The sequence below is a fragment of the Enterobacter sp. RHBSTW-00901 genome (assembly GCF_014103115.1).
In the GTDB taxonomy this organism is placed as follows: domain Bacteria; phylum Pseudomonadota; class Gammaproteobacteria; order Enterobacterales; family Enterobacteriaceae; genus Enterobacter; species Enterobacter cloacae_P.
Genome location: NZ_JABXPB010000001.1, coordinates 2,829,093 through 2,844,293 on the forward strand (window position 1 = coordinate 2,829,093; position 15,201 = coordinate 2,844,293).

At 55.8% G+C, this 15,201-nt stretch carries 14 protein-coding genes; 5 read left to right on the forward strand and 9 right to left on the reverse strand.

What is annotated here, in order from left to right:
• Window positions 1-2: 2 nt before the first annotated feature.
• A complete protein-coding gene (gene ilvB / locus HV318_RS13650; RefSeq protein ID WP_182273165.1) occupies window positions 3-1,691 on the reverse strand; it encodes an acetolactate synthase large subunit in 1,689 nt (562 codons plus the stop codon).
• A gap of 105 nt (window positions 1,692-1,796) precedes the next feature.
• Window positions 1,797-1,895: an ilvB operon leader peptide IvbL gene (gene ivbL / locus HV318_RS13655; protein WP_182273166.1), complete on the reverse strand. Its 99-nt coding sequence runs from the start codon at window positions 1,893-1,895 to the stop codon at window positions 1,797-1,799.
• A 522-nt stretch (window positions 1,896-2,417) separates the two neighbouring features.
• Here ivbL and tisB point away from each other — a divergent pair.
• Together tisB and emrD are read left to right on the forward strand one after the other, a co-directional pair.
• Entirely contained in the window at window positions 2,418-2,507 is a 90-nt protein-coding gene (gene tisB / locus HV318_RS13660) for a type I toxin-antitoxin system toxin TisB (RefSeq protein WP_182273167.1), read from the forward strand.
• Window positions 2,508-2,762: 255 nt separating this feature from the next.
• Complete coding sequence (emrD, locus tag HV318_RS13665; RefSeq protein WP_182273168.1) at window positions 2,763-3,947, forward strand: multidrug efflux MFS transporter EmrD; 1,185 nt, start codon at window positions 2,763-2,765, stop codon at window positions 3,945-3,947.
• Here the strand turns inward: emrD and HV318_RS13670 are convergent.
• On the reverse strand, window positions 3,850-4,938 hold the full coding sequence (locus HV318_RS13670; RefSeq protein WP_182273169.1) for a cellulase family glycosylhydrolase: 1,089 nt from the start codon (window positions 4,936-4,938) through the stop codon (window positions 3,850-3,852). The genes emrD and HV318_RS13670 overlap by 98 nt on opposite strands.
• An 86-nt stretch (window positions 4,939-5,024) precedes the next feature.
• The gene (gene dsdC / locus HV318_RS13675) at window positions 5,025-5,951 is read right to left on the reverse strand and encodes a DNA-binding transcriptional regulator DsdC (protein WP_182273170.1); all 927 of its coding nucleotides are present in this window, start codon (window positions 5,949-5,951) and stop codon (window positions 5,025-5,027) included.
• A 204-nt stretch (window positions 5,952-6,155) separates the two neighbouring features.
• Between dsdC and dsdX the strand changes: the two genes are divergently transcribed.
• Both dsdX and dsdA read left to right on the forward strand, forming a co-directional pair.
• The gene (dsdX, locus tag HV318_RS13680; RefSeq protein ID WP_182273171.1) at window positions 6,156-7,496 is read left to right on the forward strand and encodes a D-serine transporter DsdX; all 1,341 of its coding nucleotides are present in this window, start codon (window positions 6,156-6,158) and stop codon (window positions 7,494-7,496) included.
• Between the two features lie 17 nt (window positions 7,497-7,513).
• Complete coding sequence (gene dsdA / locus HV318_RS13685; RefSeq protein WP_182273172.1) at window positions 7,514-8,803, forward strand: D-serine ammonia-lyase; 1,290 nt, start codon at window positions 7,514-7,516, stop codon at window positions 8,801-8,803.
• Window positions 8,804-8,828: 25 nt separating this feature from the next.
• On the opposite strand, the gene HV318_RS13690 is transcribed toward dsdA, so the two are convergent.
• From HV318_RS13690 to HV318_RS13705, 4 genes are all read right to left on the reverse strand, one after another.
• Window positions 8,829-9,176, reverse strand: a complete 348-nt coding sequence (locus HV318_RS13690; RefSeq protein ID WP_182273173.1) for a DUF202 domain-containing protein — start codon at window positions 9,174-9,176, stop codon at window positions 8,829-8,831.
• Entirely contained in the window at window positions 9,169-9,513 is a 345-nt protein-coding gene (locus tag HV318_RS13695; protein ID WP_182273174.1) for a YidH family protein, read from the reverse strand. The genes HV318_RS13690 and HV318_RS13695 overlap by 8 nt, the downstream gene beginning before the upstream one ends.
• 91 nt (window positions 9,514-9,604) lie before the next feature.
• The gene (locus HV318_RS13700; protein ID WP_182273175.1) at window positions 9,605-10,927 is read right to left on the reverse strand and encodes a 6-phospho-alpha-glucosidase; all 1,323 of its coding nucleotides are present in this window, start codon (window positions 10,925-10,927) and stop codon (window positions 9,605-9,607) included.
• Window positions 10,924-12,546 (reverse strand): alpha-glucoside-specific PTS transporter subunit IIBC, encoded by a 1,623-nt coding sequence (locus tag HV318_RS13705; protein ID WP_182273176.1) that lies wholly within the window; start codon window positions 12,544-12,546, stop codon window positions 10,924-10,926. Before HV318_RS13705 ends, HV318_RS13700 begins: the two co-directional genes overlap by 4 nt.
• Before the next feature lie 222 nt (window positions 12,547-12,768).
• On the opposite strand from HV318_RS13705, the gene HV318_RS13710 reads away from it, so the two are divergent.
• Window positions 12,769-13,515 carry a GntR family transcriptional regulator gene (locus HV318_RS13710; protein ID WP_182273177.1) on the forward strand — a complete coding sequence of 249 codons (747 nt, stop codon included), beginning with the start codon at window positions 12,769-12,771 and terminating at the stop codon, window positions 13,513-13,515.
• On the opposite strand, the gene HV318_RS13715 is transcribed toward HV318_RS13710, so the two are convergent.
• Window positions 13,483-15,144 carry a putative transporter gene (locus HV318_RS13715; protein ID WP_182273178.1) on the reverse strand — a complete coding sequence of 554 codons (1,662 nt, stop codon included), beginning with the start codon at window positions 15,142-15,144 and terminating at the stop codon, window positions 13,483-13,485. The genes HV318_RS13710 and HV318_RS13715 overlap by 33 nt on opposite strands.
• Window positions 15,145-15,201: the final 57 nt, after the last annotated feature.

Sequence of the window (15,201 nt, forward strand, 5' to 3'; positions counted from 1 at the left end):
GCTTATTCCCCCACCATCTCAGTATTTGCCGCACCCGGCGGCACCATCGGATACACTTTTTGTTCCGGGTCGATACGTACGTGGATCAGCGCCGGACCTGGACGAGAAATCGCCTCCTGCAGCGCCGCGTGCGCATCTTCCTCGGCATTCAGATCGCAGGTGTGCAGGCCAAAACCGGCGGCAATCTGCATAAAGTTGATCATACCCGGGTAGGTCGCCGCAAACACGCCCTGCTTGTAGAACAGGCTCTGCTGCTGATGCACCAGCCCCAGTGCTTCGTTGTTCATCAGAATGATTTTCACGTCTAACTGGTTTTCGGCCGCCGTCGCCATTTCCTGAATATTCATCATCAGGCTACCGTCGCCGGAGAAGCAGATAACCTTGCGATCAGGGTTGGCGAGCGCAGCCCCCACCGCCGCAGGCAGGCCAAAGCCCATCGTCCCCAGCCCGCCAGAGGTCAGCCACTGACGCGGACGGTTCAGCGGGTAGGCCTGGGCCGTCCACATCTGATGCTGGCCCACGTCAGTGGTGATGATCGCGTTGTCATCCACGCAGGCAGCCACGGCGTTAATCAGCCCGTAGTGGCTCAGTGGATCGCCCTCGGTTGGGATCGCCCCCGGAAATTCCTGTTGCAGCCCGGCAACCAGCTGACGCCACTCTTCACGCCTGGTGGTGTCCGTTTGCGGGATCAACTGCGCCAGCACCTCGGCAACGTCACCCTGAATCGCCACGTGCGGCTGCTTGATTTTGCCCAGCTCGGCGCGGTCGATATCTACGTGAATAATTTTCGCGTTCGGGCAAAACTGCTCCGTTTTGCCAATCGCCCGGTCATCAAAACGTGCGCCCATTACAATCAGCAAATCCGCCTCTTGCAGGATGTAGTTGGTGCTGCGCGCGCCGTGCATCCCCAGCATGCCCAGTGACAGCGGGTGCGCTTTTGGCAACATGCCCAGCGCCATCAACGTCATGGTGGTCGGCAGGCTGGCTTTTTCCGCAAACTGGCGAATGTGTTCAGAGGCATTAATCGCCCCGCCCCCCAGGTAGAGCACCGGGCGTTTGGCGGCATTAATCATCGCGGCAGCATCGCGTACGCTCTCGGCACTGAATTCCGGAGCGGGGGCACGCTCGCCCGGTTCAGGCAGGACGTCGATGTCGATCTCTGCGGTCTGGACATCCTTAGGAATGTCTATCCACACCGGGCCTGGACGGCCGGACTGCGCAATGCGGAAGGCATCGCTGATAACCTGTGGCAACTCGCTGATATCGCGAACTAAATAGTTATGTTTGGTGATGGGGATAGAAATGCCGTAGGTGTCCACTTCCTGGAACGCATCGGTGCCAATCATTGAGGACGGTACCTGGCCGGTAATGCAGATGAGCGGAATTGAGTCGAGGCGCGCGTCGGCGATAGCGGTCACCAGGTTGGTCGCGCCCGGGCCACTACAGGCCATGCACACCGCCGGTTTGCCCTGGGTACGCGCCATACCCTGCGCAATAAAACCTGCGCCCTGCTCGTGGCGAGCCAGTACGTGACGGATCTGCGTGCTTTGGCTTAACGCATCATACAGCGGCAGCACTGTCCCGCCAGGGATACCCGCAACCGTGGTGATGCCCTGTCGTTCCAGTAAATGAACGATTAACTGCGCGCCCGTAAAACGCGTCCTGATGGATGTTGTGCCCGAACTTGCCATGCTCCAGTCCTTTCTTCTGGGCCGACCTTCCGGGGAGGTTCTTAAACGAAAAACCCCGCCCGGTTTGCGCCGGCGGGGTTTTGGAATCGTGTGTTGTTCCAGTCCCTACGGCGCATTGCCGACGACCACCACCACACGCACGACGACCACTGCGGCTGGTTGCGCAGTTTTTAGTAGGGTCGAGGTGAACATAGATGGAGTCATTAGGAACCTGTGTTTGGAATCATTGATAGAATTTATACAACCACAGGTTTTTCAGCGTGACAATGGAAATATTTTCATCTGCATAAAAATGCGTCAACGATCACGTTTCGTTTGTTACGTGGTGCAAACAAAAAAACCTCGCCAAAGCGAGGTTTTTTTTCAGGGTTTGCGGCTGGTAACCGCAGAACACACTGTGTTACGTCAACGCAAGAAGTATACGCGATCGGGGACGAACGCGCAATTTCAGGCACGGATTTTGACGTTTTTGAGTATGGATCACGCGGCGAATTTTGTCCATAAAATACTGTTCATGCATACAGTATTTATCTATACTGAGGGTGTTCGCAGTGTGCGAGGGGGCCGCAGTTTACCGGCGCAACGAAGTCCTGGCTGAAACGGGTGGTGCCGTCAGTGCCTGAACCCCTGAAGTGAGCACACTGTGTTATGTCAATCCAGGTGCTGGCAACAGGCGGCGGAAAGGTACGCCAGCATCGTGCTCCTTTTAACCAAAAGGAGACGCGTATGAGCGTCGTGGATATGGTTGTACTGATCCTCAAACTCATTGTTGCAGCACTGCAACTGCTTGATGCCGTCCTGAAATACCTTCGGTAATTCAGGTTCAGGTCGCACCTGAGAGGGGCGGGCAACCGCCCCTCTTTAATAAAATGTTGAGCCTGCAACACCTGGCGTAAATCAATGGCAACATAAGTTGCCGATGTTGTTTACAAATCCTGCCTTTCCCGGTTTTTCCATTCATCACAACAATGCTTAATTTGTCATCTTCCTGTGGTAGATTCCTCGCGCATTTATGGGAATGCGCAGTCACTTATTCTTTATTTTTCTCTTTTGGCAAAAGTATTCAGCGACATGAAAAAACAAAGGAACGTTAACTTATTGTTGATGCTGGTGTTACTGGTGGCCGTCGGTCAGATGGCACAAACCATCTACATTCCGGCGATTGCCGACATGGCAAAGGAATTGAACGTCCGTGAGGGCGTGGTACAGAGCGTGATGGCCGCTTACCTGTTGACCTATGGCGTTTCGCAACTGTTCTACGGGCCGCTGTCCGATCGCATCGGGCGTCGCCCGGTGATTTTAGTGGGTATGTGCATTTTCATGGTTGCGACGGTCATTGCCATCACGACCCATAACCTGACCGTATTGATTGCCGCCAGCGCCCTGCAGGGTGTCGGAACTGGCGTTGGCGGGGTCATGGCGCGAACGTTACCGCGCGATCTGTATGAAGGTACCCAGCTTCGCCACGCCAACAGTTTGCTCAATATGGGCATTCTGGTGAGCCCGCTGCTGGCCCCGCTGATTGGTGGTCTGCTGGACACAATGTGGTCCTGGCGCGCCTGCTACGCCTTCCTGCTGGTGCTGTGCGTGATTGTGACCTTCAGCATGGCGCGCTGGATGCCGGAGACGCGTCCGACGGGCGCACCGCGCACCAGACTGGTCACCAGCTACAAAACGCTGTTCGGCAGCGGTGCGTTTAACTGCTACCTGCTGATGCTGGTTGGTGGCCTGGCGGGTATTGCCGTGTTTGAAGCCTGCTCCGGCGTGCTGTTAGGCGCTGGGCTTGGTCTGAGCAGCATGGTCGTGAGCATCCTGTTTATTCTGCCGATCCCGGCGGCGTTTTTCGGCGCATGGTTCGCCGGACGCCCGAACAAGCGTTTCTCCACGCTGATGTGGCAATCGGTCATTAGCTGTCTGCTGGCGGGCCTGATGATGTGGATCCCGGGGCTGTTTGGCGTGATGACCGTCTGGACGCTACTGATCCCGGCGGCGCTGTTCTTCTTCGGCGCGGGCATGCTGTTCCCGCTCGCCACCAGCGGCGCGATGGAGCCGTTCCCGTTCCTCGCAGGTACGGCAGGCGCACTGGTAGGCGGTTTGCAGAATATCGGTTCTGGCGCGCTGGCCTGGCTCTCCGCCATGCTGCCGCAAACCGGTCAGGCTAGTTTGGGTTTGCTGATGACGCTGATGGGTCTGCTGATTTTACTGTGCTGGCTGCCGCTGGCGTCGCGTGTTCCGCGTCACGAGCAACCGGTTTAACCGCATGATGGCCCGGCTTATCGCCGGGCGTTTCACAAACGGGCGCAATCATGGTCTGCAGCAGTGGCTCCGGTGCAGGACGCCAGGCTCCCTCTTCCCCGTCGTAAAACTGAAAATCGGCGTTAATCGCGTAGGGGATTTTCGCCTTTTGCAGCTCGCAGGCCATAAACGAAGCAAATGCCATTTGCGACGCCGTGGGTGTGAACCTGTTTGACTCACCCACTCCCCAGCCCCCGACCCAGCTGACGTGTCCGGTTTTCTGTTGCCAGTGCAGCGCCGTATTAATATGGTTGTTGATGGCTGCTTTCTCCGCCGCCGTGCCGGATGTCCACGGGTATTTACCGTTATTTTTCAGCGGTCCCCACGGAAAAATATGCCACTCCGCCAGCACGTAGTTTTGGCTGTGCGCAGGCAGTTTCAGGCTGAAGAGATCTTCCGGTGCAGCACGCAGGCGGGGGGCGATGAAGATCATGCGGTCAGCATCGATGCTGTGGATAATCTTGATGGTTTTTTCATACACCCGGTTAAGCGAAGCGATATTGTGGTTAAGTTTGTCCGCGGGCTCGTAGATCAGGTCAAAGCCCAGTAACGGCGAGCTTTGGCCAAAATAGTGTGCCACGGCAATCCACCAGTTGATCACCTCTTTCTCGTTATCGGCTTTCGGGTCGTTTTTATAGACATCGGCCTGATAAGAGATGATTGGGATAACACCATATTGCTCGCAGGCTTCCACCAGTTTACGCAGATGGATCAGCCGGGCTTCCGTCGGTTCATCGGCCACGCGGATACGCACATGGCTTATCCCTTTAGCGCGAAAATCACGCACCTCCAGCGGGTCGAACTCCCGGATACCGCGCTCAGTGCGCGCCCAGTCTACATCCATGCCAACACCCAGCTGTTGTGCATAGCGGGCAGCCGTCAGAGGCGGCTCTGCGGCACAGGCCCAGCCGGACGCGATCAGTAACGCTGTAGCAATGAAAGGCTTTAACACGGTGTACCTTGCAAGAAATCAAAAGCAATAACCTGTATTTAGCACGCTTTTTCACATTTGGTGTAGAGCCAAAGCGTAATAATTCTTCATCTCGCCAGTTCTTGCAGCCAGCCGATAAAGGCGTCAATTTTCGGCCACTGCCGGTCGGAAAGCGTTGAGATGTAGTAATGCTGATGGCATTTCAGGGTCTTTTCACCGAAAGGCGCGATAAGCTCACCGCGTTCGAGCCGCTTTTGCACCAGCCGTTTACGCCCCATCGCCACCCCGACATGGTTTATTGCTGCAATAATCGCCAAATCGGAACGATCGAAACCAATACCCGATGATGGCGGCATGCTCACCGCAAAATTTTGCGCCCAGCTACACCACTCATCCGTACCGGAATCATTGCTCCAGGCCTGACGGTCATGCAGCAGCGTGCAGTGACGCAGGTTGTCGGGATTCTGTAGCAGCGCATGTTGGTGGGCATATTCTGGCGAGCAGACCGGCAGGATCGCTTCATCCATCAGAAAATGGTGAGACAGATGGTTTGGCGGTGTATCGTCGAAATAGAGCGCCAGATCGACACCCGTTCGCTGCATATTGACGTAATCATTACCCGTCAGAATGGTAAGTGAAATTGACGGGTAGCGGCGGGTAAAGTCACCCAGCATCGGTACCAGCCAGCACTGGGCAATCGACGGACGGGAGTAAACCGTCAGCGTGCCGGAAAGCGCCTGATTTTTAATATCCAGGATCTCCTGGTTCAGGGTGTCCAGCGACGACTTGAGCGTCCACCAGACGCGTTTTCCCTCCGGCGTCAGCTCCACTTTACGGTGGGAGCGCACAAACAGCTGAATACCCAGCTCCTCTTCCAGGAGGTTGATACGGTGGCTTATTGCGCTGGGGCTGAGCGACAGCTCTTCAGCCGCCAGCGCAAAGGACTCATGCCGGGCGGCCACTTCAAAGGTGTACATTTTTGACAGCTGCCAGCCGTTTAACAGGCGGTTTCTGGCTTCATTTACATCACTCATCACGGTTTCCACTCGTTTATTCTGCGCTCAGAATACCTTTCAGAGATGAATTTATGTGAACCAAATACGAATTTAGTGCGCTTTTTAGAGTTTAGTCACTCACTTGATCCAATCTGGCTCATCTGAACGGCAATTTATATCGTTTGTCAACCCACGCTGTTTTTTCGTCCAATACCCGCAGATTACTTAAGGGTGAGGTGAAATATGGGATCTCAGGTCTGGGTTGTGGCGACGCTGCTTATCAGCATCGTGTTGATTGTATTAACTATCGTAAAACTGAAGTTTCACCCGTTCCTGGCACTGCTGCTGGCGAGCTTCTTCGTCGGCGCGATGATGGGAATGAGCCCGCTGGATATGGTGAATGCCATTGAGAGCGGCATTGGCGGCACGCTGGGCTTCCTGGCGGCGGTGATTGGTCTTGGCACTATTCTCGGCAAGATGATGGAAGTCTCCGGTGCAGCGGAACGCATCGGCATCACGCTCCAGCGCTGCCGCTGGCTGTCGGCCGATGTGATTATGGTGCTGGTGGGGCTTATCTGCGGTATTACACTGTTTGTGGAAGTGGGCGTGGTATTACTGATCCCGCTGGCGTTCTCCATTGCCAAAAAGACGCATACTTCACTGCTGAAACTGGCTATTCCACTCTGTACTGCACTGATGGCGGTGCATTGCGTAGTACCTCCGCACCCGGCAGCGCTGTTTGTCACGAACAAACTGGGGGCAGACGTGGGAACCGTTATTGTCTACGGCCTGCTGGTTGGCCTGACGGCCTCTCTGGTCGGCGGCCCGCTGTTCCTGAAACTGCTCGGTAACCGTCTGCCGTTTAAACCTGTTCCGGCAGCGTTTTCAGACCTGAAAGTGCGTGAAGAGCACACCCTGCCGTCACTGGGCGCAACGCTGTTCACGGTACTGTTGCCGATCGCCCTGATGCTGGTGAAAACCGTCGCCGAGCTGAACATGGCCGACAAAACGGGCACGCTGTATACGCTGCTGGAATTTATCGGCAACCCGATCACCGCGATGTTTATCGCTGTGTTTGTCGCCTATTACCTGCTGGGAATTCGCCAGCATATGGGCATGGCGACGATGCTGACTCATACCGAACACGGTTTCGGCTCTATTGCGAACATTTTGCTGATCATCGGTGCTGGCGGAGCGTTTAACGCTATTCTCAAAACCAGCGGCCTGGCGGATGTGCTGGCACATATTCTCTCTAACCTGCACATGCACCCGATCCTGCTGGCCTGGCTGGTGGCGCTGGTTCTGCACGCTGCTGTCGGTTCTGCGACGGTCGCCATGATGGGAGCCACGGCCATTGTGGCCCCTATGCTGCCGCTCTACCCGAACGTGAGCCCGGAGATCATCACCATTGCCATCGGTTCCGGTGCCATTGGCTGCACGATCGTGACCGATTCGCTCTTCTGGCTGGTGAAGCAATACTGCGGTGCCACCCTGAATGAGACCTTCAAATACTATACGACAGCGACGTTTATCGCCTCGGTGCTTGCACTTGGCGGCACATTCCTGCTTTCTTTCATTATCTGAACGCGAAGAGACGTATTATGGAAAATGCAACTATCACCACGTTAACCGCCCAGTTTCCTCTGATTGAGGATCTGATCGCCCTGAAAGAAACCACATGGTTTAACCCACGCACCACCACGCTGGCGGAAGGGTTACCGTATGTCGGGTTGACCAAAGCTGATGTGGACGACGCACATGCTCGGCTGAACCGTTTTGCGCCGTATCTGGCAAAAGCGTTCCCGGAAACGGCTGCCACCCACGGCATTATTGAGTCTGAACTGGTCGCCATTCCGGCGATGCAAAAACGGCTGGAGAAGGAATTTGCCACGGCCATTCCCGGCACGCTGCTGCTGAAAAAAGACAGCCACCTGCCGATCTCAGGCTCCATCAAGGCGCGCGGCGGTATCTATGAGGTGCTGACCCACGCCGAGAAACTGGCGCTGGCAGCCGGGCTGCTCAGCGTTGAAGACGATTACAGCATTCTGCTGGAGCCGCGCTTTAAAGACTTCTTTAGCCAGTACAGCATTGCCGTAGGCTCGACGGGCAATCTGGGGATGTCCATCGGCATTATGAGTGCGCGCATCGGCTTTAAGGTGACGGTACATATGTCCGCCGATGCCCGCGAGTGGAAGAAAGCCAAACTGCGTAGCCACGGTGTGATCGTCGTGGAATATGAGCAGGATTATGGCGTGGCTGTGGAGCAAGGACGAAAAGCCGCGGAAAGCGACCCGAACTGCTTCTTCATCGACGATGAAAACTCCCGCACGCTGTTTTTAGGCTATGCGGTGGCGGGCGAGCGTCTGAAGGCGCAATTTGCTGCGCAGGGGCGCGTGGTGGATGCGGAACATCCGCTGTATGTCTACCTGCCGTGCGGCGTCGGCGGTGGCCCTGGCGGGGTAGCGTTTGGCCTGAAGCTGGCCTTTGGCGATAACGTCCACTGCTTCTTCGCCGAGCCAACGCACTCTCCTTGTATGCTGCTGGGCGTCTACACCGGCCTGCACGATAAGATTGCCGTACAGGATCTGGGTATCGACAACATCACGGCGGCAGACGGGCTGGCCGTTGGACGCGCATCCGGCTTCGTGGGGCGTGCGATGGAGCGCCTGCTTGACGGGTTCTACACGCTTTCCGACCAGAGCATGTACGACATGCTCGGCTGGCTGGCGCAGGAGGAAGGTATTCGTCTGGAGCCATCAGCGCTGGCAGGAATGGCCGGGCCGGTACGCGTGAGCGCGAGTGCTAACGCCACCCATCTGGTGTGGGCGACTGGCGGCGGCATGGTGCCGGAAGACGAGATGGCGAAATATTTAGCGAAAGGGAAAAGATAAGCCACCACCGGGCGATTTTGTGCAATTACAGATTCAGGATTTGCTGAATATGCGTCACCGCAAATAGCAGTGACAGCGACAGCACCGCAAGCGCGATCAGGAATTTGTCCCACATTGCTTTCGGTTGCACAAAATCGTCCCTGGCCACATCCATCAGGTTACGGCTACGGGTGTAACGCCATAAAATCACGGCCACCAGCGCCAGTATCACAATGGATATCCAGAACGGTACGCCCGTGCGATGCCAGTTATGCTTAATCGCCAGCGCAATCAATGCGCCATATCCCAGCGTGGTACGCAGCCAGGCAAGTGATGTACGCTCCGGCTGCAGACCGGGATCGGCTTCACGTCGCGCTTTACGGCTATCAGCCATAGAACACCAGCACCATCACGACAACAGCCACCGCCAGCAAAATCACGCTAATGATAAACAACCCGCGCGTATAGGGCAGATCCTGCTTCAGACGCATTGCTTTCTCATTGCGTAACCAGCGCAGATAACCATAGATAGCCAGCACGCCCGCAAACAGACAGAGCAGCAAAGCCAGCACTTCGCGAATCAGGGGGGTGGCAAAATCAGGAGCCAGTTGATCAAGCGCCACACCCGCGGCCAGAAAACCCAGCGCGGTGCGGATCCATGCTAAAAATGTACGTTCGTTAGCCAGAGAGAAGCGGTAGTCCGGCGCTTCGCCGAGGCGAGAAATTTTCATGAAGGTTCCTTGTCGTCAGCAAGCAGGTTTCAGCATAGCGTAAATCGACAAAGACAAGGAGACCGGCATCAGATGATGCCGGTCAGGCAGATTAATGCAGTTCCGGCCAGTACGCTTTGTTGGCTTCAATCAGATCGTCAAGAATCGCTTTGGCGACTGAGGCGCTCGGCACGGTTTTGGACAGGGTGATCGCCTGCCACAGTTTCTGGTATGAGCGCTGTTCCCAGGCATCCACTACCAGTTTTTCGACCGCCACCTGCTGGCTCATCAGCCCTTTCTGGAAGTGCGGAATATCGCCCACGGTGAGCGGTTCTGGGCCGTTATGTCCCACCAGGCACGGAATTTCCACCATGGCGTCGGCATCAAAGTTATGGATAGCGCCGTTGTTTGGCACAATCAGCAGCATGCGTTCCTGGGTGTTGAAGGCAATCGCGGTGGCCAGATCGACGATGTACGATGCATGTTCGTCAATTTCCAGCTCACCCGCAGAGGATTTCCCTGCTTCGATAATCGCCCGGCAGGAACTGAACACATGCTTCTCGCGGTGATCCATCACTTCGTTAGCGCGGGTTCGTTCCGGGTTGGAGTGCGCCACCACGTAGTCCGGGAAGAGGTAATATTTCAGGTAGGTGTTCGGCATGGTGTCCGGATCCAGCGCCTGCACATCTTTCGCCTTAGCGAAAGTATCGTTCCAGCTTGCTTCGGTGTGAACATTGTCAGATGGTGGAACATAACCATTTTTCGCCACATATTCGCGCAGTTTTGGCATCAGATCGTTACCGTTCAGATCTTCGATAGATGTCCACCAGCCGAAGTGATTCAGCCCGTAGTAGCGCACGCGCATCTCTTTGCGGTCTTTCAGGCCGACAATCTGCGCCATACGCCCTTCAATACCGATTGGCATATCGCAGATGTTGAGGATTTTAGCGTTCGGACGCAGACGACGGGTTGCTTCCGCGACAATGGCCGCCGGGTTGGAGTAGTTCAGCATCCACGCATTCGGCGAGTACTGCTCCATGTAATCCACCAGTTCCAGCACGCCACCGATAGAGCGCATCCCGTAAGAGATCCCACCCGGGCCGCAGGTTTCCTGGCCCAGCACACCGTGGCGCAGCGGAATTTTCTCGTCTTTTTCACGCATCGGGTATTTGCCCACGCGGATATGCGCCATCACGAAATCCACATCAGTAAAAGCCGCTTTTGGGTCGGTGGTGTAGCTAAATTCAATTTCCGGAGCCTGTTCCCTGAGGATGATTTTGCACGCCTCGGCGATTGTTTCCTGACGCGCACCGTCGTTGTCATAGAACTTCAGCGCGCGCAGCGGGAAACGGTCACGGTTGGCTAACAGCATCAGGACGATACCAGGTGTAAAGGTGCTACCGCCGCCTGCAATGACAACTGAGAATTTTTTCATGATATAGCCTCTGTCAGGGTAGTTTGTTCGTTCGTTAAAGGGGTTTTCATCAGCGATTCAAGCTGGTCACGCACCTGGGGAACGTGCAGACCGACAATCACCTGAATGCCGTTACCACGTCGCACCACGCCGTGTGCGCCCAGGGCTTTAAAAACGTCGTCGCTTTGGGTTTGCGCCATATCGACCAGTGCGATACGTAACCGGGTGGCGCAGTTGTTGATGCTTTCGATGTTGGCAGCCCCGCCGAGCGCCTGTAAGAAGCCAGCGGCTTGCCCAACCTGCTGGCTGGCGGCGGCCGGAGCAGTGGTTTGCCCACGCGCAGCCTGATAATCCGCCTTGCTGTAGAGTTTGATTTCGCTCTCTTCACGGCCTGGGGTTTTGAGGTTCAGCCGTTCGATCAGCGTTTTGAAGACCACGAAGTAGATGCCGGTGAAGCAGACGCCAATGCCAATCTGGGTGAACATCATCGAGGCGTGGTTATGGAACATCGGGATCCAGTTTTGCGGCAGGAACTGATCCAGTAGCCCGCCCCCCATATTGCCCACGACACCAAAGACATACATCGCCGTTGCCATCGTGGCCGCCAGCACGGCGTGTACGGCAAACAGGAGCGGCGAAATAAACAGGAAGGTAAATTCAAGCGGCTCGGTGATGCCCACCAGCATGGCGGTAAGCGTCGCCGGGATCAGCAGACCCGCCACTTTGACACGATTTTCCGGCGATGCGGTGTACCACAGCGCCAGCGCAATCCCGACGGAGCCAAATACTTTGGAGTTGCCGTGCAGCGCGAATCCGCCCTCCGGGAACAGGGTTTTCAGCGGCAGCGTGCTCTGGCTAAATTCCTGCAGGTGCTGCGCCCAGTAAACCTGGATACCGCCTTCCACTGCCGCCGGGCCGAAGATAAACGGGCCGTAGACAAAGTGGTGCAGCCCGGTAGGGATCAGAATACGTTCCAGGAAGGTATACACCCACACGCCGAGCGCCCCGGCAGAACGTAAAAAGGCCTGCAGGGACTCAATGCCCATCTGCACTTTTGGCCAGCCCAGCAATGTGAGCCAGGCACAGGGGAGCATCACAAAGAATGCGAGGATGACGACAAACGACGTGCCCTGGAAAATGCCGAGGAATACCGGCAGCGGTTTGTCGAAATAGCGGTTGTGGATAGCGGTAACGATGCCCGAAATAATAATGGCACCGATAATGCTCGTATCGAGCGTTTTGATACCGGCGATCATCGCCAGACCGCTTCCGGCAGTGGGTTCCACCGAGAAGTCGACGCCAAAGAAATGACCCCAGGTCATCCCCATCGCGTTGATAAAGTAGTTCCAGGTCAGAAAGCTAATCAGCACGGCGAGACAGGCGCGGCCCTGCGCCTGCTTCGCCAGGCCAATCGGTAAGCCGACGGCAAAAATCAGCGGCATATTGCGAAACACCGCCCAGCCGCCCTCTTCAATGATGTGAACGATTTGCGCGAACAGATTATCAGGGGCAGTTAAGGCTTCACCCACAAAAAGCGGGTTGCGAAGCATGATGGCGATTCCCACCACGATCCCGGCAAACGGAAACAGCAACACCGGGGTAAACATGGCACCGCCAAAACGTTGTATTTGACTGAGCATCTTTAAATCCTCACGTAACAACCTGTAGGGGGTAGAGGCCTTTATGGTTTTTTGCTGGCCTGACGTGAGCATAAGAATTTACTGCAGAGCAAACATGACGTGCCGCTGCGATTCGTGATCACATTCATGGTTTTAATTTGGTCAGTAAGGTCTACTTTTTGATGTAAATGTGGACATGTTAAGACGCAACCCACGCCCCAATAAGCGCACAGAGGTCTACTTGTGATCTACAAATCTATTGCCGACCGGTTGCGGCTCCGGCTGAATTCATCAGACTATAACGTCGGCAGTCCACTGCCTGGAGAGAAAGCACTGGCGCTGGAGTTCGGCGTGGCGCGGATGACCATTCGCAAGGCACTGGATCTGCTGGTGAGCTGGGGGCTGGTTGAGCGCCGACACGGCAGCGGAACGTTTGTGTCGCGCAAGGACGTCCACCATGAAACCACCAATCTGACCGGGCTGGTGGAGGTGCTGCGCCAGCAGGGGAAAGAGGTGCAGAGCAAGGTATTACAGTTCGAGGTGATGCCCGCGCCACCTGCTATTGCCAGCCAGCTGCGGATTCAGGTGGATGAACGGATCTACTTTTCGCGGCGGGTACGTTACGTGGAGGGAAAACCGCTGATGCTGGAGGACAGTTTTATGCCCGTGAAGCTGTTTCGCAACCTCTCGCTGGCACATCTTGAAGGGTCAAAGTTTGATTACATTGAGAAGGAGTGCGGGATCACCATCAGCGGCAACTATGAGAGCCTGACGCCGGTGCTGGCGGATAAACAACTGGCTCGTTATTTGAACCTGCCGGAACAAACGCCGCTGCTGCGGATCACCTCTCTTTCCTACAGCGACAGCGGCGAGTTTCTCAATTATTCCGTGATGTTCCGTAATACCAGTGATTACCAGGTGGACTACCATCTGCGGCGTATCCACCCGGAAGATTTGCTAACTCATCCCCCAGAACAGCACCGCCAGTAGCTGTGGGGTGATAATGCGCAGGAACATCACCAGCGGATAGACCGTGGCGTAAGACAGCGCCGCCGCGCCGCTGGTGGCGTGCAGGTTATTGGCAAAAGCGAGCGCTGGCGGGTCGGTCATGGAGCCAGCCAGCATGCCGCAGAGCGTCAGGTAGTTCATTTTGGCGAACATCCGCGCCAGAATGCCCACCGTGAGCAGTGGAATGGCGGTAATAAATATCCCGTAGCCAACCCAGCTCATCCCTTCGCCCTGAACCAACGTGTTAACAAAATCACCACCTGACTTAAGCCCGACGACCGCAAGGAACAGCACAATGCCCAGCTCGCGCAGTGCCAGGTTCGCGCTGGGTGGCATAAACCAGTAGAGCTTACCGATACAGCCGATACGCCCGAGGATCAGCGCCATAATCAGCGGCCCGCCCGCCAGCCCCAGCTTGAGCGCCACCGGGAACCCCGGCACATACAGCGGAATCGAACCGAGCAATACACCAAGCCCGATACCGATAAACACTGGCAGCATCTGCACCTGCTGGAGTTTTTGCTGGGCGTTGCCCACCATATCCGCCACAGCATCTATCGAGGAAGGCCGCCCAACCAGATTGAGAATATCACCAAACTGCAGGCTGGCTTCCGGGCTGGCAACCAGCTCGACGCCCGCGCGGTTAAGGCGGGAGATCACGACGTCATAACGCTCTTTTACCTGCAGATCGCGTATTTTTTTGCCAAGAACCTGCTCATTGGTGACCACAACGCGCTCGACGCGCATGTCGGTTCCGCGCGTCGAGAGTGAGGTATCAACCTCCTGGCCAATCACCAGCTGCGCGTTGTGCAAATCCATCGGCTGCCCGACCAGATGCAGTAAATCACCCAGCTGAATAATGGTGCCAGGTGCGGGCACCATCAGTATTTCGTCACGTTTAAGGCGAGAGCAGATGATATTGGCACTGTTCAGGATCGGGACGTCCTGAATCGCCATATTGTTCAGGTTGGGGTTATCCACCCGAATATTAATGGTTTTGATCAGCGCATGGCCGTTGGTCAGTGTGGTTTCATGATCTTTCGCTTCTTTCTCAACGTTGATACGAAACAGCACGCGTACCAGCCACATTGAGAGCAGAATGCCGCAAATACCGAACGGGTAGGCCATCGCATAGCTCATCCCCATCTGGTCGACGACGTCGGGAGAGATACCCAAATCGCGCAGAATTTGCTGGCCCGCACCAAGCGCTGGCGTATTGGTGACCGCGCCGGAGAAGATCCCCAGTACCACAGGAAGCGGAATATTGAAAAGTTTATGCAGGATAGCGGTGACCAGCCCCCCCATCACCACAATGCCGAGGGCAAACAGATTCAGCCGTAACCCTGAGACCCGAAGAGAAGCGAAAAAACCCGGCCCCACCTGAATACCGATGGTATACACGAAGAGGATCAGGCCGAACTCCTGGACAAAGTGCAGCATTTCGGTACTGAGCACCAGCCCAAGCTGATCAGCGAAATGACCGACAAAAATTCCGCCGAACAGTACCCCGCCAATCCCAAACCCGACGCCACGGATTTTGATATTGCCAATCCACAGTCCGACCACCGCGACCAGGGCCAACACGCTAACAGTTAACGCGATATCACTCATGATCCACTTCCTGTGCATAACCTTAGTTATACTCAGGATTCTCTCAGAGCCGGAAGC